General features: G+C 71.1%; 21 protein-coding genes and 2 tRNA genes. 17 read left to right on the forward strand and 6 right to left on the reverse strand.

From position 1 onward, the window contains the following. Window positions 1-329 precede the first annotated feature (329 nt). The 3 genes from HRF36_RS01830 to HRF36_RS01840 all read right to left on the reverse strand — a co-directional run bounded on the left by HRF36_RS01830 (window position 330) and on the right by HRF36_RS01840 (window position 4,008). Window positions 330-406 (reverse strand) — tRNA-Pro (locus tag HRF36_RS01830). 78 nt (window positions 407-484) lie between these two features. Next, window positions 485-1,405 carry a metallophosphoesterase gene (locus HRF36_RS01835; RefSeq protein ID WP_173205331.1) on the reverse strand — a complete coding sequence of 307 codons (921 nt, stop codon included), beginning with the start codon at window positions 1,403-1,405 and terminating at the stop codon, window positions 485-487. Window positions 1,406-1,449: 44 nt separating this feature from the next. Then, the gene (locus tag HRF36_RS01840) at window positions 1,450-4,008 is read right to left on the reverse strand and encodes a transglycosylase domain-containing protein (protein ID WP_173205349.1); all 2,559 of its coding nucleotides are present in this window, start codon (window positions 4,006-4,008) and stop codon (window positions 1,450-1,452) included. Window positions 4,009-4,058: 50 nt separating this feature from the next. On the opposite strand from HRF36_RS01840, the gene HRF36_RS01845 reads away from it, so the two are divergent. Both HRF36_RS01845 and HRF36_RS01850 read left to right on the forward strand, forming a co-directional pair. Further along, entirely contained in the window at window positions 4,059-4,217 is a 159-nt protein-coding gene (locus HRF36_RS01845; RefSeq protein WP_167599048.1) for a hypothetical protein, read from the forward strand. Beyond that, entirely contained in the window at window positions 4,217-4,687 is a 471-nt protein-coding gene (locus tag HRF36_RS01850; RefSeq protein ID WP_173205352.1) for a RidA family protein, read from the forward strand. The genes HRF36_RS01845 and HRF36_RS01850 overlap by 1 nt, the downstream gene beginning before the upstream one ends. Before the next feature lie 70 nt (window positions 4,688-4,757). Here the strand turns inward: HRF36_RS01850 and acs are convergent, their stop codons facing one another. Next, complete coding sequence (gene acs / locus HRF36_RS01855) at window positions 4,758-6,710, reverse strand: acetate--CoA ligase (RefSeq protein ID WP_173205355.1); 1,953 nt, start codon at window positions 6,708-6,710, stop codon at window positions 4,758-4,760. 368 nt (window positions 6,711-7,078) lie between these two features. Here acs and HRF36_RS01860 point away from each other — a divergent pair, with 368 nt between their 5' ends. The 15 genes from HRF36_RS01860 (at window position 7,079) to HRF36_RS01930 (ending at window position 22,289) form a co-directional block, all read left to right on the forward strand. Next, window positions 7,079-8,161 (forward strand): TadA family conjugal transfer-associated ATPase, encoded by a 1,083-nt coding sequence (locus HRF36_RS01860; protein WP_173205358.1) that lies wholly within the window; start codon window positions 7,079-7,081, stop codon window positions 8,159-8,161. Further along, window positions 8,158-9,195 carry a type II secretion system F family protein gene (locus HRF36_RS01865; protein WP_173205360.1) on the forward strand — a complete coding sequence of 346 codons (1,038 nt, stop codon included), beginning with the start codon at window positions 8,158-8,160 and terminating at the stop codon, window positions 9,193-9,195. The genes HRF36_RS01860 and HRF36_RS01865 overlap by 4 nt, the downstream gene beginning before the upstream one ends. 103 nt (window positions 9,196-9,298) lie before the next feature. Beyond that, on the forward strand, window positions 9,299-9,553 hold the full coding sequence (locus tag HRF36_RS01870) for a DUF4244 domain-containing protein (RefSeq protein ID WP_173205363.1): 255 nt from the start codon (window positions 9,299-9,301) through the stop codon (window positions 9,551-9,553). Continuing rightward, the gene (locus HRF36_RS01875) at window positions 9,550-9,936 is read left to right on the forward strand and encodes a TadE family type IV pilus minor pilin (RefSeq protein ID WP_173205366.1); all 387 of its coding nucleotides are present in this window, start codon (window positions 9,550-9,552) and stop codon (window positions 9,934-9,936) included. The genes HRF36_RS01870 and HRF36_RS01875 overlap by 4 nt, the downstream gene beginning before the upstream one ends. Beyond that, complete coding sequence (locus HRF36_RS01880; protein WP_173205369.1) at window positions 9,933-10,322, forward strand: Rv3654c family TadE-like protein; 390 nt, start codon at window positions 9,933-9,935, stop codon at window positions 10,320-10,322. Before HRF36_RS01875 ends, HRF36_RS01880 begins: the two co-directional genes overlap by 4 nt. 159 nt (window positions 10,323-10,481) lie before the next feature. Next, window positions 10,482-13,445, forward strand: a complete 2,964-nt coding sequence (gene topA, locus HRF36_RS01885; protein ID WP_173205372.1) for a type I DNA topoisomerase — start codon at window positions 10,482-10,484, stop codon at window positions 13,443-13,445. A 40-nt stretch (window positions 13,446-13,485) separates the two neighbouring features. Next, window positions 13,486-14,634, forward strand: a complete 1,149-nt coding sequence (locus HRF36_RS01890; protein ID WP_173205375.1) for a DNA polymerase III subunit delta' — start codon at window positions 13,486-13,488, stop codon at window positions 14,632-14,634. Between the two features lie 123 nt (window positions 14,635-14,757). Next, window positions 14,758-15,420 (forward strand): TetR/AcrR family transcriptional regulator, encoded by a 663-nt coding sequence (locus HRF36_RS01895; protein WP_173205378.1) that lies wholly within the window; start codon window positions 14,758-14,760, stop codon window positions 15,418-15,420. Window positions 15,421-15,477: 57 nt separating this feature from the next. After that, a tRNA-Thr gene (locus HRF36_RS01900) sits at window positions 15,478-15,553 on the forward strand. Between the two features lie 206 nt (window positions 15,554-15,759). Continuing rightward, window positions 15,760-16,482, forward strand: coding sequence for a hypothetical protein (locus HRF36_RS01905; RefSeq protein WP_173205381.1), 723 nt, complete (start codon window positions 15,760-15,762; stop codon window positions 16,480-16,482). Between the two features lie 70 nt (window positions 16,483-16,552). After that, entirely contained in the window at window positions 16,553-17,536 is a 984-nt protein-coding gene (locus tag HRF36_RS01910; protein WP_173205383.1) for a Gfo/Idh/MocA family protein, read from the forward strand. Window positions 17,537-17,567: 31 nt separating this feature from the next. Beyond that, window positions 17,568-19,103: a D-alanyl-D-alanine carboxypeptidase/D-alanyl-D-alanine-endopeptidase gene (gene dacB, locus HRF36_RS01915; RefSeq protein ID WP_217270851.1), complete on the forward strand. Its 1,536-nt coding sequence runs from the start codon at window positions 17,568-17,570 to the stop codon at window positions 19,101-19,103. A gap of 38 nt (window positions 19,104-19,141) precedes the next feature. After that, the gene (locus HRF36_RS01920; protein ID WP_173205386.1) at window positions 19,142-19,750 is read left to right on the forward strand and encodes an isochorismatase family protein; all 609 of its coding nucleotides are present in this window, start codon (window positions 19,142-19,144) and stop codon (window positions 19,748-19,750) included. Further along, complete coding sequence (locus tag HRF36_RS01925; protein ID WP_371739964.1) at window positions 19,747-21,240, forward strand: NAD-dependent succinate-semialdehyde dehydrogenase; 1,494 nt, start codon at window positions 19,747-19,749, stop codon at window positions 21,238-21,240. Before HRF36_RS01920 ends, HRF36_RS01925 begins: the two co-directional genes overlap by 4 nt. Beyond that, complete coding sequence (locus tag HRF36_RS01930; protein WP_173205389.1) at window positions 21,237-22,289, forward strand: Gfo/Idh/MocA family oxidoreductase; 1,053 nt, start codon at window positions 21,237-21,239, stop codon at window positions 22,287-22,289. The genes HRF36_RS01925 and HRF36_RS01930 overlap by 4 nt, the downstream gene beginning before the upstream one ends. Before the next feature lie 40 nt (window positions 22,290-22,329). Here HRF36_RS01930 and HRF36_RS01935 read toward each other — a convergent pair whose 3' ends face one another. Together HRF36_RS01935 and HRF36_RS01940 are read right to left on the reverse strand one after the other, a co-directional pair. Next, window positions 22,330-23,364, reverse strand: coding sequence for an enoyl-CoA hydratase/isomerase family protein (locus tag HRF36_RS01935; RefSeq protein WP_173205392.1), 1,035 nt, complete (start codon window positions 23,362-23,364; stop codon window positions 22,330-22,332). Between the two features lie 56 nt (window positions 23,365-23,420). After that, the gene (locus HRF36_RS01940; protein ID WP_173205396.1) at window positions 23,421-25,373 is read right to left on the reverse strand and encodes an ABC transporter ATP-binding protein; all 1,953 of its coding nucleotides are present in this window, start codon (window positions 25,371-25,373) and stop codon (window positions 23,421-23,423) included. Window positions 25,374-25,477: the final 104 nt, after the last annotated feature.

Genomic DNA, 25,477 nt, shown 5'->3' on the forward strand with positions numbered 1-25,477 from the left:
CGGGCGAACCATCAGGCACAGAGACCACATGGCCCCACCCGAAGGTGGAGCCAATGTGCGTGTCGCCCGAAGGACGAACCAGTGAACACAAGAAAATTGGCCCCACCCAAAGGTGGAGCCAATCTCTGTGTCGCCCGAAGGGCGAACCAGTGAACACAAGAAAATTGGCCCCACCCAAAGGTGGAGCCAATTTCCGTGTCGCCCGAAGGGCGAACCCTTGAACACAAGAAAATTGGCCCCACCCAAAGGTGGAGCCAATTGCGTGTCGCCCGAAGGGCGAACCAGTGAACACAAGAAAATTGGCCCCACCCAAAGGTGGAGCCAATTTTTGGTCGGGGTAGCGGGATTCGAACCCACGACCTCCTCGTCCCGAACGAGGCGCGCTACCAAGCTGCGCCACACCCCGATGTCTTCGCGTTCTCACGTGAAGCAACCTGACAAGAATAGCCCATGTTCGGGCCTGCTCGTGTCACCCCGCGAAAGCTCAGGCCGTCAGGGTCACGATCACGGCTTCGGGTCGGCAGGAGAACCGCACGGGGGCGTAGATCGAGGTGCCGAGGCCGGCTGAGATCTCGAGGTGTGCGGTCTTGCGGGCGTGGCTCCAGGTGGTCAGCCCGCTGACCTTGCTGCGCGGCAGGTCGCAATTGGTCACGAGGGCGCCGTAGCCAGGTACCTGGACCTGTCCGCCGTGCGTGTGACCGCCGAAGATGACGTCGGCCCCGTTGTTGACGAACGAGTTGAGGACGCGTTGGTACGGCGCGTGGGTGACGCCGATGCTGATGGGGTCGGGCCCGCCACGATCGTCCTGCCAACCGACGTTCTCGCGCAGGTCGTCGAGGGCGCCGGGGATGCGATCGAGCCGGTCCCAGCCGCGGTGGGCGTCATTGACGCCGAAGAGCTCGAGTCGCGAGCCCCGCAGTTCGAGCGCGCGTGCCCTGTTGTTCAGGTCGAGCCAGCCGAGCTGGTCGGTGAAGAACGACTGCATCCGATCGATGTCGAGGTCGACCGGCGTGCGGTGGGCCTTGCTCGGCCCGCCGAAATAGGCCAAGGGGTTCTTGGGGGAGGGGCCGTAGTAGTCGTTCGAGCCGTTGACGAAGACTCCGGGGACGCCACGGAAGGGCTCGAGCGCGTACTCGAGGGCGGTGTGGGCGTCCTCGTGTCCGACGTTGTCCCCGGTGTTGACGATGAGGTCGGGTTCGAGCACGGCGAGGCCACGCACCCACTCCTGCTTCTCGGACTGCCAGGGTGCGAGGTGGAGGTCGGACAGGTGCAGGATCGTCAGCGTCCGCGAACCGGGTTCGAGCACGGGCAGGACCTCGTGACGCACCGTGAACCGGTTGCGCTCGACGAACACGCCCCACGCCAGCGCCCCGAGGCCGACGGCCGCGCCCGCTGCTGCGGTCACGGCCGTCGTCTGGAGGGCGCTCGGCCCACCGGTGCTCCGTGGGCTCACGCGCAGTTGCCCGGGTCGTTGCCGTCCTTGTCGCCGTAGACCGTCAGCCCGATGGCCGAGTCCTTCGCGACGGACGAGGCGGCGGGAGGGTTCGTCGAGGCGACCTGGCAGGCGTTCTTCCCGTCTCCGGGGGTGAATCCGGCGATGGACACCTTGGACGTGTCGAAGCCGGCTCCACCGATGGACTTGACCGCGTCGCCCACCTTTTGCCTCGTGACGTCGGGAACCGCCGCTGCCCCGCTTCCGTCACTCGTGAAGACCTTGACGGTCGTGCCCTTCGACACGACGGTGCTGACGGCGGGATCCGAACCGATGACCTGACCGGCGGGCAGGGCCGAGGGCTGGGTGCCGCCGTCCTGGTAGGCCAGGGACACGCCCCTCAGGAGCGCCTGGGCCGCCGAGGGAGTCGTGCCGGCCATGTCCGGGACGGCCACACCCGAGCCGCGCAGCACGGCGCCGGAGGCTTCACCGAACTCGCCCCCCGGGTACACGGTGTTGTTCACGCTCTGCACGGCCTTGAAGTACTGCACACGGGCCGTCGCGTAGCTCGTCACCCCTGCGAGGTTCGGCGAGTTGTACGACCGGAGGCTCTTCTTGGGGCCGTCCGCGACGCCCTGCCAGACGGCGGTGGCGATCTTCGTCGTCGCGCCGATGATCCAGATCTGGTCCTTGAGGTCGGTGGTGCCGGTCTTGCCGATCTCGGGGTAGCCGTCGGCCGGGAGGCCGCCGACGCCGGTGCCGTTCCGCCAGAGACCCTGCATCGCCACCGCGGCGGCCGCGGCCACCTGCGGGTCCACGACCTGGCTGCACGACTGCGGCTGTCCGCCGAGGTCCACGCCCTTGTCGTCCTTGATGTTGTCCACGACGATGGGCGAGCAATAGACGCCGCCCGCAGCGATCCCGGCGTAGGCGGTCGCCATGGTCAGCGGAGCGATCTCGTCGGCTGTACCGAGGATGGACGACGCGAAGTCGTTCAGCTCGCCTCCGTCGGCACGGTGCACCCCGAGCTTCTTGGCGACGCCGTTGATGTCGGCGATGTCGAGCTTCTCGGCCATGGCGGCGAAGGCCGTGTTCATGGACTTGGCCGTGGCGTCCGCGACGCGCATCTGACCCGGCTGCTCACCCGCGTCGTTCTTGGGGGTGTACTTGTTGCCCCGCCTGCCGTCGATGGTCATGTTGAACGTGCGCGGCTTGGCGTTGACGCTCTCGTAGATGCCGTGCCCGTGCTCGAGCCAGTCGATCAGCGTGAAGGGCTTGTAGGTCGAACCGGGCTGGAATCCTATCGATCCGCCGTAGTCCCTGTCGGTGCTGTAGTTGACCGAGGTGAGGGTGCGGTCCGGACTCGAGGTCTCGGAGAACGTGGTGTTCTGCGCCATCACCACGACGCGTCCGGTCCCGGCCTCGACGGAGTCCACGACGCTGCCGAGCTGGAAGTTGCTCTCGGTGGCCGGTGCGTACTTGTCCACCTGGGCCTTGGCGTTCTCGTTGAGGTCGAGGTTCAGCGTCGTATAGACGTCGTAGCCACCGGTGTTCCAGTTGGCCTGGCGTTCTTCCGGGCTGGAGCCGAGCACGGCGAGGTCCTTGATGCTCTTCTTCACGTAGTCGCAGAAGTAGGCGGCCGAGGGCACGGTCACGGCGCCGCAGCCCTGCGACGGGGCCGTGAGGACGACGTAGCTCTCGACGGGTGTGGCGAGCGAGGCGTCGGCGGTGGCCTGGTCGATGTCTTTCTCGGCGAGCATCGACTTGATGATGACGTCGCGCCGGGCCTTGTTGGCCGGGTACTTCTCGGGCGTCGACATGTTGCGCGAGTCGGGGTACTGCACGATCGCGATGAGACTCGCGGCCTCGGGGACGGTGAGTTCGGCCGCGCTCTTGTTGTAGTAGTGCTGCGCCGCGGCCTGCACTCCGTAGGTCTGATCGCCGAAGTAGGCGATGTTGAGGTAGGCCAGCAGGATGTCGTCCTTGCTGTACTTCTTCTCGAGCCCGATCGCGAACTTCATCTCTTCCAGCTTGCGGTCGAGGGTCGTGGTCGTCGCCTCTTTGTAGGCGGCGTCCCGCTCGTCCTGCGTCGGCAGCTGCTGCGACTGCGCGATGCGGATGTTGCGGACCAGCTGCATGGTCAACGTCGAGCCACCACCGCTGGCACCGAGCTCACCGGCACCGGCCGAGCCGACGGCGGCACGGACGAGAGAGGTGACGTCGACGCCTCCGTGCTCGTAGAACCGACGGTCCTCGCCGGCGACGACGGCGGTCTTGAGGTTCGGGCTGACCTCGTCCCACGAGAGCTCGACGCGGTTCTCGCTGTAGAGGGTGGCGAAGGGCACCTGCTGCCCGCCCTGGGTCGCGTACAGCGTGTTGCGCTGCTGAAGCTTGCCGATCTCGATGTACTCGGGGATCGACTCGAAGACCCCGATCGAACTCGAGGCCGTCATGCCGGCGACCGCGATGGCCGGCGTCACGCCGATGGTCACCAGGAGGCCGGCCAGAACGCTGAAGCCGACGAATCCGAAGAGTGCCCCGATGGCGGACGTGGGCTTCGATTTTTGGGCAGACATAGGATCAGGGTAAGCGACATCGCCGATTTTCAAGCTGAACGGAAGCCGAAATGGTCCTTTGGGAGTACACGACGACGCCCCTGCTGGTGCACAACAGCACGGCGATCCTCAACAACTGGGGCTCCGACGGGTGGGAGCTCGTCCAGGTGACCCAGGGCCCCGAGGGCGGTCCCGTCGCGTGGCTCAAGCGCCCCCGGCAGGACGCCTGATGGCGACGGTCGACGAACGCCTGACCGAGCTCGGTCTCGTCCTCCCGCCCGTGGCGGCGCCCGCGGGCTCGTACGTCCCGGCCCTCCGCACGGGGTCCCTCGTCTACACGGCGGGTCAGCTGCCGTTCGTCGACGGTCGGCTGCCGGCCACGGGCAAGGTGGGCGAGGGGCACGGCCTGGTCGCGCCCGCCGACGCCCAGGCGCTGGCGGCGACCTGTGTGCTGAACGCCCTGGCCGCCGCGGCGACGGTGCTCGGCTCGCTCGACGACATCGTCCGCGTCGTCAAGCTGACCGGATTCGTCGCCTCCGATCCCGACTTCTCCGGCCAGCCCGGGGTCATCAACGGCGCCTCCGACCTCCTCGGGCAGATCTTCGGCGAGGCCGGGCGTCACGCCCGCAGCGCCGTGGGGGTGGCGGTGCTGCCGCTCGACTCGCCCGTCGAGGTCGAGCTCGTCCTCGAGGTCCGCTGACGCGCCTCCTCGTCCGGTCGTGCCGACGGCCCCTCCTCGAGAAGAGGAGGGGCCGTCGGCACGACCGGGGTCAGCGCATCTCGGCGGTGATCACCGACATGACCGAGGTGTCGGCCAGTGTGGTCGTGTCACCGACCTCGCGTCCTTCCGCCACGTCCCGCAGCAGACGGCGCATGATCTTGCCCGAGCGCGTCTTCGGCAGTTCGTCGACGAGCACGACGGTGCGAGGACGCGCGATCGCGCCGATCTGGTGGGCGACGTGCGCGCGCAACGCGGCCACCGCCTCCTCGGGGCTCTGCGTCGTCTTCGCCTTGTTCCGCAGGATGACGAACGCGACGACCGCCTGACCGGTGGTCTCGTCGGCCGCGCCGACGACGGCGGACTCGGCGACGATCGGGTGCGACACGAGGGCCGATTCGATCTCGGCGGTCGACAGGCGGTGACCCGAGACGTTCATCACGTCGTCGACACGACCGAGCAGCCAGATGTCGCCGTCCTCGTCACGGCGGGCGCCGTCTCCGGCGAAGTAGCGGTCGCCGAACCGGCTCCAGTACGTCTCGACGTAGCGCTCGGGGTCGCCCCAGATGCCGCGCAGCATGGACGGCCACGGCTCGGACACGACCAGCAGGCCGCTCTCGCCCTTGCCCACGGGTGTGCCGTGGTCGTCGACCACGTCGACCGAGATGCCCGGCAAGGGGGTCTGGGCCGACCCGGGTTTCGTGGTCGTGACGCCTGGCAGTGGTGAGATCATCTGCGCGCCCGTCTCGGTCTGCCACCAGGTGTCGACGATGGGTGTGCGCCCGGCGCCGATCACCTCGCGGAACCACAGCCAGGCCTCCGGGTTGATCGGCTCACCGACCGACCCCAGGAGGCGCAACGACGTCAGGTCGCGCGCCCCCGGGATCTCCCTGCCGGATTTCATGAAGCCCCGGATGGCCGTCGGTGCCGTGTAGAAGATCGTCACGCCGTACTTCTCGACGAGGTCCCACCAGCGTCCCGGCTCGGGGAAGTCGGGGGTGCCCTCGTAGAGCACCTGCGTCGCGCCGTTGGCCAGCGGGCCGTAGACGACGTAGCTGTGCCCGGTGATCCACCCGACGTCCGCCGTGCACCAGTAGACGTCGGTCTCGGGGCGGAGGTCGAAGACGACGGAGTGGGTGTAGGCGACCTGGGTGAGGTAGCCGCCCGAGGTGTGCAGGATGCCCTTGGGTTTCCCGGTCGTGCCGCTCGTGTAGAGGATGAAGAGCGGGTGCTCGGCCTCGAAGGGCTCGGCGACGTGCTCGCCGTCGACCGTCTCGATCGCGTCGTGCCACCAGACGTCGCGGCCGTCGGTCCAGTCGACGTCGTTGCCGCCGCGCCGGACGACGAGGACGTGTTCGACCGTCGAATCGCCACCCACCGCCAGGGCCTCGTCGACGGCCGCCTTGAGCGGCGAGACCGCTCCCTTGCGCCAGCCGCCGTCGGCCGTCACGACCAGGCGGGCACCGGCGTCGTCGATGCGGGCACGCAGGCTCTCGGCGCTGAAGCCGCCGAACACGACCGAATGGACGGCTCCGATCCGTGCCACGGCCAGCATGGTCACGACGGCCTCGGGGATCTGCGGGAGGTAGACGACGACGCGGTCGCCGGCCCGCACGCCGAGGGAGAGCAACAGGTTCGCCGCCCGCTTGACCTCGTGGGTCAGCTCGGCGTAGGTCAGCGAGCGGGCGTCGCCGGGCTCGCCTTCCCAGTGCAGCGCGACGCGGTCGCCGTGCCCGGCCTCCACGTGACGATCCAGGCAGTTGTAGGCGACGTTGAGCGTGCCGTCGGCGAACCAACGGGCGAAGGGCGCGTCCGACCAGTCGAGCGTCTCGGTCGGAGTCCGGGCCCAGGTGACCCGCTCTCGGGCCTGGTCGGCCCAGAAGGCGAGGCGGTCGGCCGCTGCCCGTCCGGCGAGGTCGGGGCCGGCCGAGGATGTCCGGGCGAAATCGGCGGGCGGGGGGAAGGTGCGTCCTTCGATGGGCTGGTCGTCGGTGCCGTCGAGCATCGGAGTCCTCTCGCGTCGTTGCGTGAACCGCGGCACGGAGCCGCGCCGACGACCTTACTCCGGACGTCGCGCCGGGCAGAGGTGGGCGACACGCTGAGCAGGTCCCTGCGACGTGGTGTTCCCAGGCCGTTCTGGGGTACAGTGAACGAGTCGGATTCAATTCCGACGTGCGTCGCGCTGATTCCCCCCAATCGCCCGACGCACGTGGCGGCACCGGTTCCCCCCAACCGGTGCCGCCCCTCTCTTTTAACCCGCTGGTCGCCCGGGTGGATGGTCGCCTCGTCCCCAGGGGTGGCGAGGCTCGATCTCTCCACAAGGCACTCGACCGATCGGTCTGTTCCGGTCGGTCGCCTCCTACGGTCGGGGCCATGTCCCACGAGTTGCCAAGCGGTGTCGGCGGTCACCCGTCCCTCACCCTCGATCACCCTCCCACCCGCTTCGCCCCGCGTCCCGTGGTGGCCTCCACGACAGGGTGGGGTACAGAGAATCAATTCGGGGTACAAGGGCGGTTCACTCGTCAGGAGCGATCCGCGTTCGGACCCCTGGGCCGCCTCCTCGACGACCCGGCCGTCACCGACGTGTTCGTCACCGGCGGCGTGGGCGTCTGGGTCGATCGCGGCCGTGGCGCGGAGCCCGAGACGAGCCTCCACCTCCCCGAGGCCGCGGCACGCCAGGTCGCCGTGCGCCTGGTCTCGCTCGGGGGACGGCACGTCGACGAGTCGAGTCCCTGTGTCGACGTGCGTCTGGGCGACGGCCTCCGGGTGCACGTCGTCCTGCCGCCGCTGGCGGTCGCGGGCACCGCTCTCTCGATCCGCGTGCCGCGCGCGGGGGCACTGTCACTCCTCGACCTGGACGGCCGGGGATTCTTCCCTCCCGGAGCGCTCGAGACGGTGAGGGGGTGCGTCGAGCGACGTGCCAACGTCCTGGTCAGCGGGCCGGGGGGTGCGGGCAAGACGACGTTCCTCGGTGCAATGCTCTCCCAGGTCCCCGCCTCCGACCGCATCGTGACCATCGAGGACGTGGCCGAGCTGCGGCCCCGGCATCCCCACGTCGTGGCGCTCGAGACGCGTCAACCCAACCTCGAGGGAGCAGGCGGCGTGGACCTGTCCCGCCTCGTCCGAGAGGCCCTCCGGATGCGCCCCGACCGTCTCGTGGTGGGCGAGGTCCGCGGTGCCGAGATCCGCGACCTGCTCTCCGCCCTGAACACCGGGCACGACGGCGGTGCGGGCACCGTGCACGCCAACGGCCTCCACGACGTCCCCGCCCGGCTCGAGGCGCTCGGGGCGCTCGCGGGGCTCGGGGTCGACGCGCTGGCCCGACAGGCCGTGAGCGCGATCGACGCCGTGTTCCACCTCGAACGACGAGGTGGACACCGGATGCTCACCGAGATCGGTCACCTCACCGTCACTCCCGACGGGCGCCTCTCCACGCGGTCGGGACCGCGGGGGTGAGCGACGTCCCGGGGCCGGACTCCCGGCGCCCGAGGGCGAGGCGGGCCCGGCTGACTCCGGCGGCCGTCCTGGTCGAACGGCTCGCGGTCCTCGTCGGAGCGGGTGTCGCGCCGTTCCGGGCCTGGGGACACGTCGGCGCGGTCGAACCCCCGGGCCCGGTCCGACGCCTGGCCGAGGCGGTCGCCCTCGACGGCGGCGACGGCGTCGCGGTCTCCGACAGTCTCGTGTCGTGGCTCGACACCCGGCCCTTCGACGGTGCCGTCGACGCCGACGGGCACGAACGCACCTGGCGGCAGGTCGCCTGCGCGTGGCGGGTGGCCGAGACCAGCGGTGCGCCGATGGCCGACTGCCTGCACTCCGTCGTCTCGGCCCTGCGCGCGGCCGACGAGGCCCGTCGAGACGTCCAGGTGGCCCTGAGCGGACCACGGGCGACGGCCAGCGTGGTCCTCTCCCTCCCGCCGGTGGGACTCCTCTTCTCCATGGGACTGGGTTTCGACGCCGGAGCGGTGCTCGTCGGCACCCCGATCGGATGGGCGTGCCTCGTCGGCGCAGCCGGCCTCGTGACCCTCGCGCGTCGATGGAACGCCCGGCTCGTGCGCGCCGCCCTCCCGTCCGCGAGGGTGCCGGGCCTGCGCCCCGAGCTCCTCGCCGTGGCGCTGTCCGGCGGTGCCTCGTGGGCCTCCGGCCTCGCCGCCGTCGACGAGGCGATCGCCTCGTGCAGGGTCGAGGCCGTACCACCCGGCACGCGAGGAGGCGCGGGTCGGGTCGACGAAACCGCGGACCGGCTCGAACGCCGCCGGTGCGAGGCCGTGCTCGACCTGTCCCGTCGCGCCGGGGCGCCGGCGGGTCTCCTGCTGCGTTCCGAGGCCCGCGAGCTGCGACTCGAGGCCCGCACGGCCGCCCAGACAGCGGCCGGCCGGCTCGGGGTCACCCTGATGCTGCCGCTCGGCGTGTGCATCCTTCCGGCGTTCTTGATCGTCGGGGTCGTCCCCCTCGTCGTCTCGCTCGTGTCGTCCACAACGGGCTCCTGGTGATCAGCCGTCCCCAGCGCGGGAGGACGCCCGCGGCCCACCCGACGATTTTCGCCAGGCTCGACTCGTCACCGCAGAGGTGTCGACAACCTACGAAAGGAACATCATGACCGTTGCCCTGACCCCACCGCCCGTCGTCCCGACGACGGGGCCGCGCTCCTCCCGCTCCTCGTCGGCGGGTCGTCTCGCGTCCGTCGCGCGTCGCCTCGCCCGGGCCGACGACGGTGCGGCCACGGCCGAGTACGCGATCGTCATCATGGCGGCCGTCGGCTTCGCCGGCCTCCTCGTGACCATCATGAGGTCGGACGAGGTCCGAGGTGTCCTGTCCGACCTGGTCCGTTCGGCCCTCACCGTCGGATGACGGCCGAGCAGACGGTCGAGGTCCGCCGCCGCCTCTGCCACCTCGTCCGGTGTGCTCGCGGCGAAGGGGGCAGCGCGACCGTCGAGTTCGCGATGACGATGCCCGCCGTCGTCATGGTCGTCGTGTTCGTCGTCGCGAGCCTGGGGGTCACGTCGCAGTCCGTGCGGCTCGCGGACGCCGCAGCCGTGGTCGCCCGGCAGAGTGCTCGGGGTGATCGCGCTTCGGTCGGCACGACGCTGGCGCGGCTCGCACCGGGTGCCTCGCTGTCCGAGTCCGTGGGCGCGGACCTCGTCTGCGTCGACCTCCGCCGTCAGGTGCGGGTCGGCCCCGTCGGCGAGGTCGCGTTGACCTCCCGCAGTTGCGCACCGACGGCCGGACGATGACCGTCCTCCGCGTCCTCCGCGTCCTCGGGGGCGACCGGGGTGGCTCGACCGTCGTCCTGGCCGGCGGCATCGTGACGGTCGCCGCCGTCTGCGTCGTCCTCGTCGGATCGCACTCGGCCCTCGCGGTCCGGTCGCGCACCGCCGGGGCCGCCGACGCCTCGGCGCTCGCCGCGGCCGATGCCCTCGCGGGGGTCGTCGCCGGCTCTCCGTGCGACCGGGCCGCCGCGATCGCGGAGGCGAACGGCGTCGAGCTGTCGGCCTGCGCCGTCTCGGGCGCCGAGGCCACGGTGGAGGTCTCGACGGCCCTCGGACCGATCGGCGTCACGGCCCGCGCGACGGCCGGTCCACCGCCCCTGTCGGCCCCGCCCCGGGGCCGTGTCCCGTGAAGGAGGCCCGAGCGTCGGGTGTGTATGGTGTGGCTGTCGGCTGCACGGCTCCCGACGTTCCTCGGGGTCGGTGGGAGCGATCGAGCACCCCGTCCTCGCCCTGCAGCCCCTCGCCCGGTCCGTCGGACCGGGTCGCCGCACCACCACCCAAGGAGTCCCGTGCCAGGCACGAAGAAACTGGTCATCGTCGAGTCGCCGGCAAAGGCCAAGACGATCGGGCAGTACCTCGGCGACGGATACGAGGTGCTGGCCTCCGTCGGTCACATCCGCGACCTCGTCGAGCCCAAGAACCTCCCGGCCGAATTGAAGAAGGGATCGATGGGCAAGTTCTCCGTCGACGTCGAGAACGGTTTCGAGCCCTACTACGTCGTGTCGGACGCGAAGAAGAAGACCGTCTCCGACCTCAAGCGCGCCTTGAAGAACGCCGACGAGCTCTACCTCGCGACAGACGAGGACCGCGAGGGCGAGGCCATCGCGTGGCACCTCCTGCAAGAGCTCAAGCCCAAGGTCCCCGTCAAGCGCATGGTCTTCCACGAGATCACCAAGGACGCCATCCAGAAGGCGCAAGAGAACACGCGTGACCTCGACACCGCCCTGGTCGACGCCCAAGAGACCCGCCGCATCCTCGACCGCCTCTACGGCTACGAGGTCTCGCCCGTCCTGTGGCGCAAGGTCGGCCCCGGTCTGTCCGCCGGCCGCGTCCAGTCGGCCGCGACGCGCCTGGTCGTCGACCGAGAACGCGAACGACTCGCTTTCGTCTCCGCCTCGTACTGGGACCTCACCGCCACCTTCGAGCCCGTCGCCGCCGAGGGTGAGGCGAAGGTCGCCTTCGGGTCACGCCTCGTCCGCGTCAACGGGGGACGCGTGGCCGCCGGTCGGGACTTCGACGACCGTGGTCGTCTGAAGGGCGAAGCCGTCGCGCTCGACGAGGCGGCGGCACGAGCACTCGCCGAGGCCCTGGGGTCCGCCGACGTCGAGATCGTCGTCGGCTCGGTCGACTCGAAGCCCTACACGCGGCGTCCTGCCGCTCCCTTCACCACGTCGACGCTCCAGCAAGAGGCCGCCCGCAAGCTACGGTTCTCCGCCCGGCAGACCATGAGCGTCGCGCAGTCGCTCTACGAGAACGGCCACATCACCTACATGCGCACCGACTCGCCGGCACTGTCCCAGCAGGCGATCGGTGCGGCGCGCAGCCAGGCGGCGAAGCTCTACGGGGCCGAGACGGTTCCCGACAAGCCGCGGCTCTACACCGGCAAGAGCAAGAACGCCCAAGAGGCCCACGAGGCCATCCGTCCCTCGGGTGACACCTTCAAGACTCCCTCCGAGATGCAGAACGTCCTGCGCGGCAACGACTGGAAGCTCTACGACCTCATCTGGAAGCGCACGGTCGCGTCGCAGATGGCGGACGCCAAGGGATCGACCGCCTCGGTCGTCGTCTCGGCGACCACCCCGGGCGCGGTCGAGGGCATCGCCTCCCGTACCGCCGCCGGCACGCTCGCCGAGTTCGCCGCGTCGGGGACGGTTATCACGTTCCGTGGGTTCCTCAACGCCTACGAAGAGGGGCGTGACGAGGACCGCCACGGCGCGGCCGAACCCACCGAGTCCAAGCTGCCTCCGCTGACCGCCGGTCAGGCCCTCGGGCTCGACGAGGTCGAGGCGAAAGGGCACGACACGTCGGCTCCGCCGCGCTACACCGAGGCGAGCCTGGTCAAGACGCTCGAAGAACTCGGTATCGGCCGCCCCTCGACCTACGCCGCCATCATGTCGACCATCGTCGACCGCGGCTACGTCACACCGCGCGGCACGGCCCTCGTCCCGAACTGGATCGCGTTCTCGGTCGTCCGTCTGCTCGAGGACTACTTCTCCGATCTGGTCGAGTACGACTTCACGGCCAGCATGGAGGACGACCTCGACCTCATCGCCGGTGGCGACGCCGACCGCGTGGACTGGTTGAACGGCTTCTACTTCGGCAACGAGTCGCACCGGGGTCTCCGCAAGGTGATCGACAACCTGGGCGAGATCGATGCGCGCGACATCAACTCCATCGTGCTCGCCGACGGCGTGACCCTGCGGATCGGTCGCTACGGTCCGTACCTCGAGGCGCCGGGCGACGATCCCGAGACGCCCCGCCGGGTGAACGTGCCCGAAGACCTCGCCCCCGACGAGTTGACCGCCGAGAAGGCGCGCGAGCTGATCGACGCCCCCGTCGTCGGTGACCGCGTGCTGGGTCTCAACCCCGAGACGGGCAAGGAGGTCATCGCGAAGGACGGCCGATTCGGCCCCTACGTGACCGAGCGGACCCCCGAGTCGGCGACCGACGAGGCGTCGGGCGAGATCGTGGCCGACCCGGCCACCGGAGAGGTGACCGAGCCGGCGGCTGCCGCCGCGACCACGACCGGAGCGAAGAAGACTCCCGCGAAGAAGACCCCCGCCAAGAAGGCCGCCGCTCCGAAAGAACGCACCTCGTCGCTCTTCAAGAGCATGGGCGTCGACACGATCGACCTCGACACGGCCCTCCGGCTGCTCGACCTGCCCCGCACCGTCGGCACCGACCCCGAGAGCGGCGACGAGATCCAGGCGCAGAACGGCCGTTACGGTCCCTACCTCAAGAAGGGGACCGACACCCGGTCGTTGACCAGCGAGGACCAGATCTTCGAGATCGACCTGCCCGGGGCTCTCGAGCTCTACGCCCAGCCGAAGTACGGTGCCCGCAAGGCCAGCAGTGCCCTCAAAGAGTTCGAGGCCGATCCGGTCAGTGGCAAGCCCATCAAGGTGAAGGACGGTCGGTTCGGCGCGTACGTCACCGACGGTGAGACCAACGCCACGATCCCGCGGGGTGAGACGGTGGAAGAGGTCGACTTCGACCGTGCCGTGCAATTGCTCGCCGACAAGCGAGCCAAAGGGCCCGCCAAGCCGAAGACCGCCGCGAAGAAGGCACCGGCGAAGAAGGCCCCCGCCAAGAAGCCGAGCACCGCCAAGGCGCCGGCCAAGAAGTCGACCACGGCGAAGACGTCGACCGCCAAGGCCTCGACGACGGCGGCCAAGAAGGCTCCGGCGAAGAAGGCCCCGGCGGCCGAGGCGACGACGGCGACGGCCGCGGCGCCGGAGGCCCCGGCCGAGTGACGGACGTGGTCGGCCCCGGAGCCGAGGGCGCACGCTGACCATGCCCCTCTGGGAACACCTCACGGGCCAGCCCGACGCCATCGAGGCGTTGACGGCAGCAGCGTCCACGCAGCCCGGCAACGCCTCGATGACCCACTCGTGGCTGATCACCGGGCCGCCCGGCTCGGGTCGCTCGAACCTCGCCTACGCCTTCGCGGCCGCGCTGCTCTCTCGAGGGCAAGCGGACGAAGAGGCGACCCTCCGCCAGGTCGCCGCCCGGTCGCACCCCGACCTCGCAGTCCTCAGCACCGAGCGCATCATCATCACGATCGACGAGGTCCGGGCGCTGGTCGCGGCGAGCCAGTTCTCGCCGTCGGTGGGTCGCTACCGGGTGGTCGTCATCGAGGACGCCGACCGCATGACCGAGCGCACCTCGAACCTCCTGCTCAAGGCGCTCGAAGAGCCGCCGCCCCGAACGGTCTGGCTGTTGTGCGCCCCGAGCGAGGCCGACCTCATCCCCACGATCCGGTCCCGCGTCCGCAGCGTGCGCCTTCGCATGCCCGCCGTGGGTGACGTCGCCGCCCTCCTCGAGAACCGGGACGGGGTCGACCCCGAGACGGCTCTCGTGGCGGCGCGCGAGGCCCAGAGCCACATCGGCATGGCGCGGCGCCTGGCACTCGACACCTCGGCGAGATCGAGACGTCGTCAGACCCTCGAGACCGCTCTCGGCATCCGCAGCGTCTCGGACGCCGTCATCGCGGCGGCCACCCTGCTCACGGTCGCGGGTGACGATGCCAAGGCCATCACCGAAGAGCGCGACGCCGACGAGCGGGCGAGCGCCCTGCGGTCGTTGGGCGTCGAACCGGGTGGCACCGTCCCCCCGGCGCTGCGCAGCCAGCTGCGGGCACTCGAGGACGACCAGAAGCGTCGGGCGACGCGCAGCCTCCGCGACGGGATCGACCGCATCATGGTCGACCTCCTCTCGCTGTACCGCGACGTCCTGTTGCTGCAGCTCGGAGTCGACGAGCAGCCCATCAACGAGGCCATCCGGGCACAGCTCGACGCCGCGGCGGCCGCCTCGACGCCGGCTGCGACCCTGGCCGTGCTCGACGGGATCGCCCTCGCCCGACGCCGCATCGAGGCCAACGTGTCGCCGGCCATGGCGCTCGAGGCCATGCTGGTCGTCGTCAGCCGTCACGCCACCCGCTGACCGGCGCGCACCGGCGCGCGCGGCACCGGCGAGAGCACCGGCGCTCCCGGGTCCGGTGCGAGCGCCGGATCGGAGCGTGAGCCGCCCATCCCTTTCCCCGGCTGCATGCGCGATGATGGCCTGATGAGCGACCCGAACGCCGCCCCCGGTCTGCGCGAGCGCAAACGTCTGGCCACCCGTCGTGCGATCCAGGTCGCCGTCCTCGACCTCATCGTCGAACACGGACTCGACGCGGTGACGGTCGACATGGTCAGCCGCCGGGCCGACGTCTCGCCGCGCACCTTCTTCAACTACTTCCCGTCCAAAGAAGAGGCCGTCGTCGGCGATCCGCCGGCCCTGCCCGACGGCCGCGATCTCGAGCGGTTCGTGGCCCAGCGCGACGAGCCCGTGCTGTCGAGTCTGATCCAGCTCTTGACGCACGCCGTCGAGTCGGCCACGGTCGACCGCGAACTGGTCGTCCTGCGCCGTCGGGTGCTGCGGGCGCACCCCGACCTGTTGGCCCGCCGCATCGCCTCGACGCGCGTCTTCGAGGAGCGCCTGACGACCGTCGTCGCGCAGCGCATGGCCGCCGACGCGGGTGTCGCGGCCGACGCGGTGGACGCCTCGTTGGTCAGCCGCGCGCACCTGGTGTCCCTGGTCAGCATCGCCACCCTGCGGCACGCCTGGGCGGAATGGATCGATGACGACGACGTGGACCACCTCAGCGACATGCGCTACAGCCTGCGTGCCCGGATGGAAGCCAGCTTCGACGAGCTCGGTCGCCTCGTGACGCGCGAGGTCCGCTGATCCTGTACAGTATCTAATCGTGCCGCGAGGCACGGGCAACCGGCCGAGGTCGGTCCCGCCGCTTTAGCTCAGTCGGTAGAGCGTCTCACTCGTAATGAGAAGGTCATCAGTTCGATTCTGATAAGCGGCTCCACCAAAGCCCCGGGTCACGACGACCCGGGGCTTTTCTCGTCGGCAGCCCGGGCCGTCGGCGTGCCGTCAGAGCCCCTGGCCAGGCCGCTCCGCCCCCAGTAGTGGTGAGCGCGTCGCCGAGTCGTACCCCGAACGGTCCACCGGCCGTGCCTGCCGTCGTACGGTCGATCTGCGATGCCCGCCGGTCCCCGGAAGGAGGTGGCACGCATGCCCCTCCGACTGATCTGCACCGCGCTGCTCGCCGCGGTCCTGGCCGGTGTCCTCGTCGTCGTCTGGGCCGGGGGCGACTCCTCGGCCCTCGCCACGGCCGGAGTGGCCGACGGGCGGGCGGCGGTGCTCGCCACGAAGGGCGACCCCGAGACCCAGACCGAGACCGACGGCGCAGGAGGCGCGGGCTGCGTCGATGACGGGGCCGGCGCCTCCGTCGCCTCACCCACGCAGCCCGGGGCCGACGTGTCGTCGAGGCCCCCGGGCGCCTCCGACGCCGCGAGCGGCGCGACGGGCACGACCGCCGCCGACCTCGACGCGTTCCGCACGGCCTACGAGCAGCAGAGACAGGCGGCGTGCCTGGGGCTGTTGCCCGCCGAGAACGTGCGCCACGACGCGTGCCTCGAGCAGTACCTCTTCTGGGTCGCCGGTGATCCGAGCCCCGATCCGTTGAGCGCCTGGGGACACAAGGGAGCGGTGGTCCGCAGCGACGGCGTTCCGCCGGTCGGCTGCGACGGCAACCTCGCGGGTGGGACCGGCACGACCGGGGACGTCGCCGCCGCCAAGTGGTGGGCCTCGGCTCCGCACCGGGCGGCCGTCTACCGACCGGACTTCCGTGGAGATCTCGCTCACGCCTGCCTCGGGTTCGCCTCGGTGCACGGGGGAGTGCCCGATGACGGCCCGGACTTCGTCCGGTCGGCCAGCCGCTGGTTCGCCTGCTGACCGACGGACCCCGAGGTCGCGCCCGGGGTGCTCCACGGTCGACGTCGCCGGTGGCTGGTAGACAGTCCGCATGACACTTCGATGGGGAATACTCGGCGCCGGCGGGATCGCCGCCACCTTCACCTCCGACCTGCAGGGTGCGGGGCTGACCGTCTCCGCCGTCGGGTCACGCGACCTGGCGAAGGCTCGGGGGTTCGCCGAGCGGGCCGGGGTCCCGGGGGCGCACGGCAGCTACGACGACCTGGTGGCCGATCCCGAGGTCGACGTGGTCTACGTCGCCACCCCGCACCCGTTCCACGCCGAGAACGCCCTGCTCGCCATCGCCGCGGGCAAGCACGTCCTCGTCGAGAAGGCCTTCACCGTGAACGCGGCCGAGGCCGAGAGGGTCTACTCGGCCGCCCGAGAGGCCGGGGTCGTCGTCCTCGAGGCGATGTGGACGCGGTACACGCCGCAGAGTGCGCGACTGCGCGAGGTCGTGCGGTCCGGTGTCATCGGCGAGGTGCGCCTCCTGACGGCCGTGCACGTCCAGTCCTTGCCCACCGACCCCGGCCACCGCATCAACGACCCGGCCCTCGGAGGTGGGGCCCTGCTCGACCTCGGGGTCTATCCCGTGTCGTTCGCGGACGACTTGCTCGGGGCACCCTCGACCGTCTCGGCCGCCGCCACGCTCAGCTCCCAGGGTGTCGACGCCCGCGTCGCGATCCAGCTCGGTCACGCGTCGGGGGCGACGGCCCAGCTCTACGCCGCGCTCGACACCTCGGGCCGCAACACGGCGAGCCTGCTCGGCACCGCGGGGCGGATCGACGTCGACGACACGTTCTACGCGCCGGGCGGGTTCACCGTGCGGGACTCCGACGACACCGTCGTCGAGCGATTCGACGCCGACGAGGGTGGCTTGCGGGGCATGCACCACCAGGCGCTCGAGCTCGAACGGGTCGTGGCGGCGGGTGAGCACGAGAGCCCGTTGCTGACGGCTGCGGACGGCGTGGGCGTCATGCGCACCATGGACGAGGTCCGACGGCAGATCGGCGTACGGTACCCGTCCGAACGATGACGTCGGCGCTCGGCTCCGTATGATGTCCTCGATGAGCGATCAGGGTGAGCCACGTCACGACCGTCCCGAGGTGACCCCGAGGGGTGGTGAGGCGGGCCCCGGCGACGCGGCCCCGAGCCGCTCCGTCGAGTCGGGCTCTTCCGTGTGGCGCTGGGTCGCCTCGCGGCCGCGAGGGGTCCTCGTGTCGGCGGGCGTCCTCGTGTTCGCCCTGCTCGGTGGCGGCGCGGTCGCCGCCGGGGCCGTGACCGCTCCCGACTCAGCGACGGCGCGGGCCGCCTCCTCCACCCCCGAGCCGGCGGTCACGATCACTCCGACCGCGACCCCCACGGCCGACGCGGCGCGGTCGGTACCGGGGGTCATCCCGGGGGCCACGCGCTTGCGGACCTGCTCGGTCGCCGGTGCCGCGTCCGACGCCCGTCTGGCCCAGTTCGAGGGCAGCGTCGTCAACGCGGCCACGGGTGAGGTGCTCTTCGACCGCAACGGCTCGACCCCGGCTCGCACGGGCAGCGTGCTGAAGACCCTGACGAGCGCGGTGGCCTTGTCGGTGCTCGGGCCCGACGCCCGTCTCACCACCCGCGTGACCGGCGACGCCGGGACGGGCGCGGTGGCCCTGGTCGGCGGCGGCGACGCCACGCTCAGCGCCACGGGCTCGAGCGTGTACGCGGGGGCTCCCACGGTCGCCGACCTCGCGACCCAGGTCAAGGCGTCCCTCGGCGAGCAGCCGCTCACGCAGATCACCCTCGACGCCACCTACTGGAATCCCGCCGACAAGTGGGACCCGTCCTGGAAGCGCACCGAGCAGACCATCGGCTACCACTCCGAGGTCACCGCGCTCATGGTCGACGGCGACCGGGCGAATCCCGCGGCCCAGACGAGTCCGCGCAGCACCGACCCCGTCGCCCGTGCCGGTGAGGCGTTCCGGTCCGCACTCGTCACGGCCGGGGTGGTCGGTGCCGAGTCCGCCATGATGAGCCAGGGCACGGCCACGAGCGGCACCGTCATCGCCCAGGTGTCCTCCCAGCCGGTCGGTCGCCTGATCTCGCAGCTGTTGCCGACCTCGGACAACACCCTCGCCGAGATGCTCGCGCGCGCCTCGTCGAAGGCGTCCGGTGCGGACGGGTCGGCCGCGTCCCTCACGGCCCTCTACAAGTCGGTCCTGTCGTCGACGTACGGTCTCGACACGTCGTCGCTCACGATCATCGACGGGTCCGGCCTGAGTGAGAACGACGCCGTGCCCTCGACCTTTGTCGCGCGCCTGATGATCCAGGTGCTGAACCGCGAACACGGCCTCGGCGTCGTGTACGACGCCCTCCCCGTGTCGGGAAAGACCGGAACGCTCGCCTCCCGCTTCACGGGCTCGAACGCCGTGGCCCGCGGGGCCGTGCACGCCAAGACCGGCTGGATCGACACGGCCTACACGCTCGCCGGCACCATCGACGCGGCGGACGGCACCAAGCTCACCTTCGCCTTCTACGCGATCGGCTCCGTGCAGGACAACGCGCGGGCCGCCCTCGACACCCTGACGACGGCCGTCTACAGCTGCGGCGACAACCTGGCCAACAGCTGAGGCGGGCCGCGGTCGGTGCGGCGGGCGAGAATGGACGCATGACCAGAGCACTCTTCGTCATCGACGTCCAGAACGACTTCACCGAAGGAGGCGCGCTCGGGGTCACCGGCGGCGCGCATGTCGCGCAGGCGGTCACGGATCACCTCCGCGCCCGTCGCGACCGGTACGACCTCGTCGTCGCCAGCCGTGACTGGCACGCGCCCGACGGTGACAACGGCGGCCACTTCAGCACCGAGCCCGACTTCGTCGACTCGTGGCCCCCGCATTGCGTCCAGGGCTCGTCCGGCGCCGAGTACCACCCGGACCTCGACACCTCGTTCGTCGACGTGCACGTGCTCAAGGGTGACGGCCGTCCGGCCTACTCGCTGTTCGACGGAGTCGTCGCCGACGGCCGACCGTTCGGAGGGGTCCTCGCCGCCGCGGGTGTCGACGAGGTCGAGGTCGTCGGCCTCGCGACCGACCACTGCGTCCGGGCATCGGCACTCGACGCCGTCGCCGCCGGTCTCCGGGTGACCGTGCTGACCGACCTCGTGGCGGGTGTGGCCGCGGCCCCGAGCGATGCCGCCCTGGCCGAGCTGCGCGCTGCCGGCGTCCGCACCGTCCCGTCGTCCGACGTCGTCGACGGCTCGACCGGGGTCCCGGCGTGAGCGGCCCGGCTGTCACGGCGGCCGATCGCCGTCGTGTGCTCGATGCCGTGCCCACCGGTCTCTTCGTCGGGGGTGCCTGGGGTCCGTCGTCCTCCGGCGGCACCATCGACGTCGTCGACCCGGCCACGGGTGCGGTCCTGGTCGCGGTGGCCGACGCCACCCCTGCCGACGGCTTGCGGGCCCTCGATGCGGCGGCCGCCGCGCAAGAGGACTGGGCGGCGACGTCTCCCCGTCACCGCAGCGAGGTCCTGCGCCGAGCCTTCGACCTGCTGATGGAGCGACGTGACGACTTCGCCCTGCTGATGACGCTCGAGATGGGCAAGCCGCTGGACGAGTCGCGCGGCGAGGTGACCTACGGGGCCGAGTTCCTGCGGTGGTTCTCAGAAGAGGCCGTGCGTGTCTCGGGCCGCTACGGCACCAACCCCGAGGGCACCGGTCGCACCACGGTGCTGCATCGGCCGGTGGGCCCCTGCCTGCTGATCACGCCGTGGAACTTCCCCCTGGCGATGGCGACCCGCAAGGTCGCCCCCGCCCTGGCCGCAGGATGCACCGTGGTCGTCAAGCCGGCCGAGCTGACGCCGCTCACGACGCTCGCCTTCGCGGCGCTGCTCGCCGAGGCCGGCGTGCCCGACGGTGTGGTCAACGTCGTGACGACCCTCGCGGCGAACGACGTGTGCGAGCCCCTGATCCGTGACCCGCGCCTCCGCAAGCTCAGTTTCACGGGGTCGACGCCGGTCGGCTCGACGCTGCTGGCGCAGGCCTCGCAGCAGGTCTTGCGCACCTCGATGGAGCTCGGTGGCAACGCCCCGTTCGTGGTCTTCGACGACGCCGATCTCGACGCCGCGGTGGAGGGCGCGATGCAGGCCAAGTTCCGCAACGTGGGCCAGGCCTGCACGGCCGCCAACCGATTCATCGTGCACGAGTCGGTCGCCGACGAGTTCACCGCCCGGGTCGTCGAGCGAGTGCGCGGACTCCGGGTGGGTGCGGGTACCGAGGACGCGGTCTCGATCGGTCCCCTGATCGACGACCGGGCCGTCGACAAGGCCGACCGGCTGGTGCGCGACGCGGTCGGCCGCGGAGCCGTGGTCGAGACCGGCGGGCGCCCCGTCGACGGGCCCGGCACCTTCTTCGAACCGACCGTCGTGTCGCGCGTCGCCCCCGGCAGCGAGATCCTCACCACCGAGATCTTCGGGCCGGTGTTGGCGATCTCGACCTTCCGGGACGAGGCCGAGGGCGTCCGCCTCGCGAACGACACCGAGTTCGGGCTCGTGGCCTACGCCTTCACGCGCGACCTCGCCCGAGGGCAGAGGCTCGCCGAACGGTTGCAGACCGGCATGCTCGGGCTCAACGTCGGTGTCGTGTCGAACGCCTCGGCGCCGTTCGGCGGCGTCAAGTCGTCGGGTCTCGGTCGCGAGGGCGGTGCCGAGGGCATCCACGAGTACCTCGAGACGGTGTACGTGCTCACCCCCGATCCGTTCGCCGCCGCATGAGTGCCGTCGAGCCGCTGCGCGTCGGCATCGTGGGTTACGGCCTGGCCGGCCGGGTGTTCCACGGTGCCCTGCTGGCCGCCGACCCTGCCTGGCGGGTCGACGCCGTCGTCACACGCGACCGGGATCGCGCGGGGCAGGTCACTGCGGCGCACCCCGGGGCCGTGATCGTGTCCGACCTCGACGCGCTCGTGCGCCGTGAACTCGACCTGGTGGTCGTCGCCACCCCCAACGACAGCCACGTCGAGACCGCGACGCGTGCCCTGGGTGCCGGGGCGGCCGTGGTCGTCGACAAGCCGCTGGCGACCTCGGCGGCCGAGGCGCGGGGGCTCGTCGAGTTCGCCGAGTCGCTCGGCCGGCCGCTGACGGTCTACCAGAACCGACGCTGGGACGGCGACTTCCTGACGGCGACCCGCCTCGCGGGGTCCGGCGAACTGGGCGAGGTGCACACGGTCGAATCCCGCTTCGAACCCTGGAAGCTCGAGAACCGCGACGGCTGGAAACGCCGAGCGACCCCGGCCGACGGTGGGGGCATCCTGTTCGACCTGGGGCCGCATCTCGTCGATCAAGTCCTTCGGCTCGTCGGGCCGGCCCTGACGGTCCACGCCGAGATCGCGACCCGCCGCCCGTCCGGTTCGGCCGACGACGACGTGTTCCTGTCGCTCGAGCACGACGGAGGCCGGCGGTCGCGGTTGGTCATGAGCCACGTCGCCGCCCTTCCCGGACCGAGGTTCCGCGTGCTCGGGTCGGCCGGAGCGTACGAGGTGCACGGTCTCGACCCGCAAGAGGCTCAGCTGGCGTCCGGTCTGGCACCGGCCGACTCCTCCTACGGCGTCGACCGGGGTGATCGTCGCGGCGTGGTGACGGCGGGTGGCTCTCGCCGTGACGAGCCCACCGACCCCGGGCGATACCCCGAGTTCTACTCGCAGCTGGCCCGTGCCCTGCGGGGTGAGGGCGCACTGCCGGTCGACCCCTGGGATGCCGTCCGGGTTCTCGAGGTGATCGAGGCCGCTCGTCGTTCGGCCGACGAAGGACGTGTGGTTCGCCTCTGACCGCAGCACGAGCAGCGCCCTGCCCCTGCTCGTGCTGCGGTCAGAGCCTCGTCGTCCAGTCCACCGTCGCGAGGACCGCGGGGACGTCGACCTCGGCGAGGGTCGACGGTGACCACCGGGGCCGACGGTCCTTGTCGATCACGCGTGCCCGGATGCCCTCGGCGAGGTCCGGCGAGGCGGCGAGCGAGGTGACGATGCCCAGCTCCTGCCCGAGCACGGTCTCGAGGTCGGGCAGACGAGCGGCCCGTCGGATGGCCTCGAGGGTCAGGACCACCGACGTGGGTGAGGCCGCCTCGAGGTCGTCGGCCACCGCTCCGGCCTCGGACGTACCCGCATCCGCCAGGACGCGGAGCCGCCGCAGGATCGTCTCGGCGTCGTCACCGCGGTAGGCGTCGTCGATCCAGTCGGCGGCCCGGGAGAGGTCGGACGGGCCCGCATCCCCGCCGAGCGCCCGGACGGCGTCGGGCCCGCCCTCGGCGAGTGCCGGCAGCACCCTCGCCAGGTCGGTCGACGGCACGAAGAGGTCGGCGAAACCCGTGTGCAGGGCGTCGGCAGCCGTCATGGCGCGCCCGGTCAGGGCGAGGTGCGTGCCGAGCTCGCCCGGAGCCCGCGACAGCAGGAAACTGCCGCCCGCGTCGGGGGAGAGGCCAATTCGGGTCTCGGGCATGCCCAGCGAGCTGCGCTCGGTGACGATGCGCAGCGTGACGTGACCACCGAGCCCGATGCCGGCCCCCATGGCGATGCCGTCGAGCAGCGACACGACCGGTTTCGACCAGCGTGACAGACGCAGGGTGCCCCGGTACTCGCGCCGCCACATGTCGACGCTCCGATGCGGGGCCGTCGTGACGTTGGCGTGGATCCAGCCGATGTCGCCTCCGGCGCAGAACCCGCGTTCCCCGGCGCCCTGCAACAGCACCGACGAGACCGTGGGGTCGTCCTCCCAGGTGTCGAGGGCCTGCTCGACGAGAGTGAGCATCTCGAGGGTGACGGCGTTGATCTTCTGCGGCCGGTTGAGGGTGACGACACCGACGCCGCGGTCGACGTGGGTCAGGACGGTGGGAACGACGTCGTTCATCGGGCCATCGTCGCACGGCGCCGTCCTCGGGCGCCGGCGACCGCGCGAGGGCGGCCTCAGACGAGCAGCTGGTGCTTGGCGAGGTCCTTGTAGAGCGGGGTCGTCTGCACGAGCTCGGAGTGTGTGCCGACACCCACCACGCGACCGTCCTCGACGACGACGATCTGGTCGGAGTCGACGACGGTCGACAATCGATGGGCGATGACGATCAGCGTCCGGTTCTCGGCGACAGCGTCGATGGCCTCGCGGAGGCGCTGCTCGTTGAGGCCGTCGAGGCTCGAGGTCGACTCGTCGAGCAGCAGGATCGGTGGCGCGTTCAGCAGTGTGCGTGCGATCGCCAAGCGTTGACGTTCGCCGCCGGAGAGCATCACGCCGTCCTCGCCGACCTGAGCGTCGAGCCCCTGGTCGCCACGGTCGAGCACCGCCGTGAGGTTCACGGCCTCGAGCACCCGACGGCAGTCCTCGTCGGTGGCCTCGGGAGACCCCAGGGTGAGATTGTCGCGGATCGTCCCGGCGAGCACCGGGGCGTCCTGTTCGACGTAGCCGATCCGTGAGCGCAGGTCGCGTCGATCGAGGGTGCGGACGTCGGCTCCGTCCACTCGCACGGCACCCGAGGTCGGGTCGTAGAAGCGCTCGATGAGCGACAGGATGGTGCTCTTGCCTGCTCCCGAGGGGCCGACGAGGGCCGTGCGCTTGCCGACGGGAACCGAGAAACTCACGCCACGCAGAACCGTGAGGTCGTCGTCGACCCCGTCTGCGTCCGACGTGCGGGCCACGACGTCGGACACCGGGGTGCCAGCCGACGTCGGTCCGGCCGGCGCCGGCGAGTCGGGGTAGCGAAAGTGCACGTCGTCGAAGCGGACCGCGACGCCGTCCCCCTGACCGTGGCCCGTGGCGACCTCGGCCTCCCGCGTCGCGACCTCGGCCGCGAGCTGATCGTCCCCGTCGGTCTCGCTCGGCAGGTCGAGGATCTCCTGGATGCGCCCGAGGGCGCCGAGGGCCTGGTTGACGCTCAGCACGGCCCCGAGGGCCTGGCCGAGCGGCATGATCATGAGGAAGAGGAACAACACGAACGAGACGAGTGAGGCGATCTCGATGGCACCGCTGGCCACCCGGTAACCGCCCACGCCGAGCACGACGAGGAACGACGCCTGCAGGGCGACCGACGAGATCGGGACGACGAGGGCCGAGATGCGCGCCACCTGCAGGCCGCGCTGGTAGGCGCCCTCGGCGTCGCGTTCGACGCCGACGATCTCGCGCTCGGTGGCGCCCGAGGCCCGGATCGTGCGCACCGAGCTGATGGCGCGTTCGACGGCGGCGGTCAGATCGCCGACCTTCTCCTGCGCCTGGCGGCTCGCGACTCGGATGCGGCCGGAGAGCAACACGACGACCACGACCGACACGGCGACGACGAGGACGGTCAGTCCGAGCAGCACGGGGTCGATCAGGAACATGCCCACCAGCGCGCCGACGAAGGTCAGGCTGCCGCCGATCGCTTCGACGAGCCCCTGCGTGAGCACGGCCCGGAGCAGGGTGGTGTCCGAGCCGACGCGCGACACGAGGTCGCCCGTCCGCCGCGTGTCGAACTGGCTGATCGGCAGGCGGAGCATGCGTCCTACGAGTCGTCGGCGGCTCGAGAGCACGACGCCCTCGCCGGTCCGCTGCAGGAGGTAGTGCTGGAATCCGCTGATCAGGCCGGCCACGACGACCAGCGCGACCAGCGCCCAGACGAGGGGCCCGAGCGTCACGCCCTGCTGCACGGCCGAGATGACCTGCTGCACGAGCAGGGGTTGGCCCAGCGACGCCGCGGCCCCGAGCACGCTGAGCACGATGATGAAGGCCATGACCTTCTTGTGCTCGAACAGGTAGGGCAGCAACTGGCTGAACGTGGCGCGAGGACCCTCGGGCTGCGGGCGGCGACCCCATCGCGACCGGGGCGCGACGGGCGGGTCGACCCGCGCCTCCCGGCCGTCGGACGTCCTCGTGCGCGCGCGTGTGTCGGAGCTCATGATGCCTCTCGTGCCAGGTGACCGGCGTCGCAGGGTGCGGCGGTCGGATGTCGCGGCGGTGCCACCGCCGCGTACGACCGTACTTCGTCCCGGTGACTTCCACC

The organism is Frigoribacterium sp. VKM Ac-2836 (genome assembly GCF_013248995.1).
Taxonomy (GTDB): Bacteria; Actinomycetota; Actinomycetes; order Actinomycetales; family Microbacteriaceae; genus Frigoribacterium.

Excerpts from the sequence above, each read along its gene's own strand:
- acs (WP_173205355.1), bottom strand. The coding sequence starts at position 6,710 with ATGCTCGACGGCACCGACGACCAGCCCATCGAAGGACGCACCTTCCCC.
- HRF36_RS01920 (WP_173205386.1), top strand. The coding sequence starts at position 19,142 with ATGACCAGAGCACTCTTCGTCATCGACGTCCAGAACGACTTCACCGAA.
- HRF36_RS01935 (WP_173205392.1), bottom strand. The coding sequence starts at position 23,364 with ATGAACGACGTCGTTCCCACCGTCCTGACCCACGTCGACCGCGGCGTC.
- HRF36_RS01910 (WP_173205383.1), top strand. The coding sequence starts at position 16,553 with ATGACACTTCGATGGGGAATACTCGGCGCCGGCGGGATCGCCGCCACC.
- HRF36_RS01880 (WP_173205369.1), top strand. The coding sequence starts at position 9,933 with ATGACCGTCCTCCGCGTCCTCCGCGTCCTCGGGGGCGACCGGGGTGGC.
- HRF36_RS01845 (WP_167599048.1), top strand. The coding sequence starts at position 4,059 with ATGGTCCTTTGGGAGTACACGACGACGCCCCTGCTGGTGCACAACAGC.
- HRF36_RS01870 (WP_173205363.1), top strand. The coding sequence starts at position 9,299 with ATGACCGTTGCCCTGACCCCACCGCCCGTCGTCCCGACGACGGGGCCG.
- HRF36_RS01940 (WP_173205396.1), bottom strand. The coding sequence starts at position 25,373 with ATGAGCTCCGACACACGCGCGCGCACGAGGACGTCCGACGGCCGGGAG.
- HRF36_RS01930 (WP_173205389.1), top strand. The coding sequence starts at position 21,237 with ATGAGTGCCGTCGAGCCGCTGCGCGTCGGCATCGTGGGTTACGGCCTG.
- HRF36_RS01895 (WP_173205378.1), top strand. The coding sequence starts at position 14,758 with ATGAGCGACCCGAACGCCGCCCCCGGTCTGCGCGAGCGCAAACGTCTG.
- HRF36_RS01850 (WP_173205352.1), top strand. The coding sequence starts at position 4,217 with ATGGCGACGGTCGACGAACGCCTGACCGAGCTCGGTCTCGTCCTCCCG.
- HRF36_RS01890 (WP_173205375.1), top strand. The coding sequence starts at position 13,486 with ATGCCCCTCTGGGAACACCTCACGGGCCAGCCCGACGCCATCGAGGCG.
- HRF36_RS01860 (WP_173205358.1), top strand. The coding sequence starts at position 7,079 with ATGTCCCACGAGTTGCCAAGCGGTGTCGGCGGTCACCCGTCCCTCACC.
- HRF36_RS01875 (WP_173205366.1), top strand. The coding sequence starts at position 9,550 with ATGACGGCCGAGCAGACGGTCGAGGTCCGCCGCCGCCTCTGCCACCTC.
- HRF36_RS01905 (WP_173205381.1), top strand. The coding sequence starts at position 15,760 with ATGCCCCTCCGACTGATCTGCACCGCGCTGCTCGCCGCGGTCCTGGCC.
- dacB (WP_217270851.1), top strand. The coding sequence starts at position 17,568 with ATGAGCGATCAGGGTGAGCCACGTCACGACCGTCCCGAGGTGACCCCG.
- HRF36_RS01840 (WP_173205349.1), bottom strand. The coding sequence starts at position 4,008 with ATGTCTGCCCAAAAATCGAAGCCCACGTCCGCCATCGGGGCACTCTTC.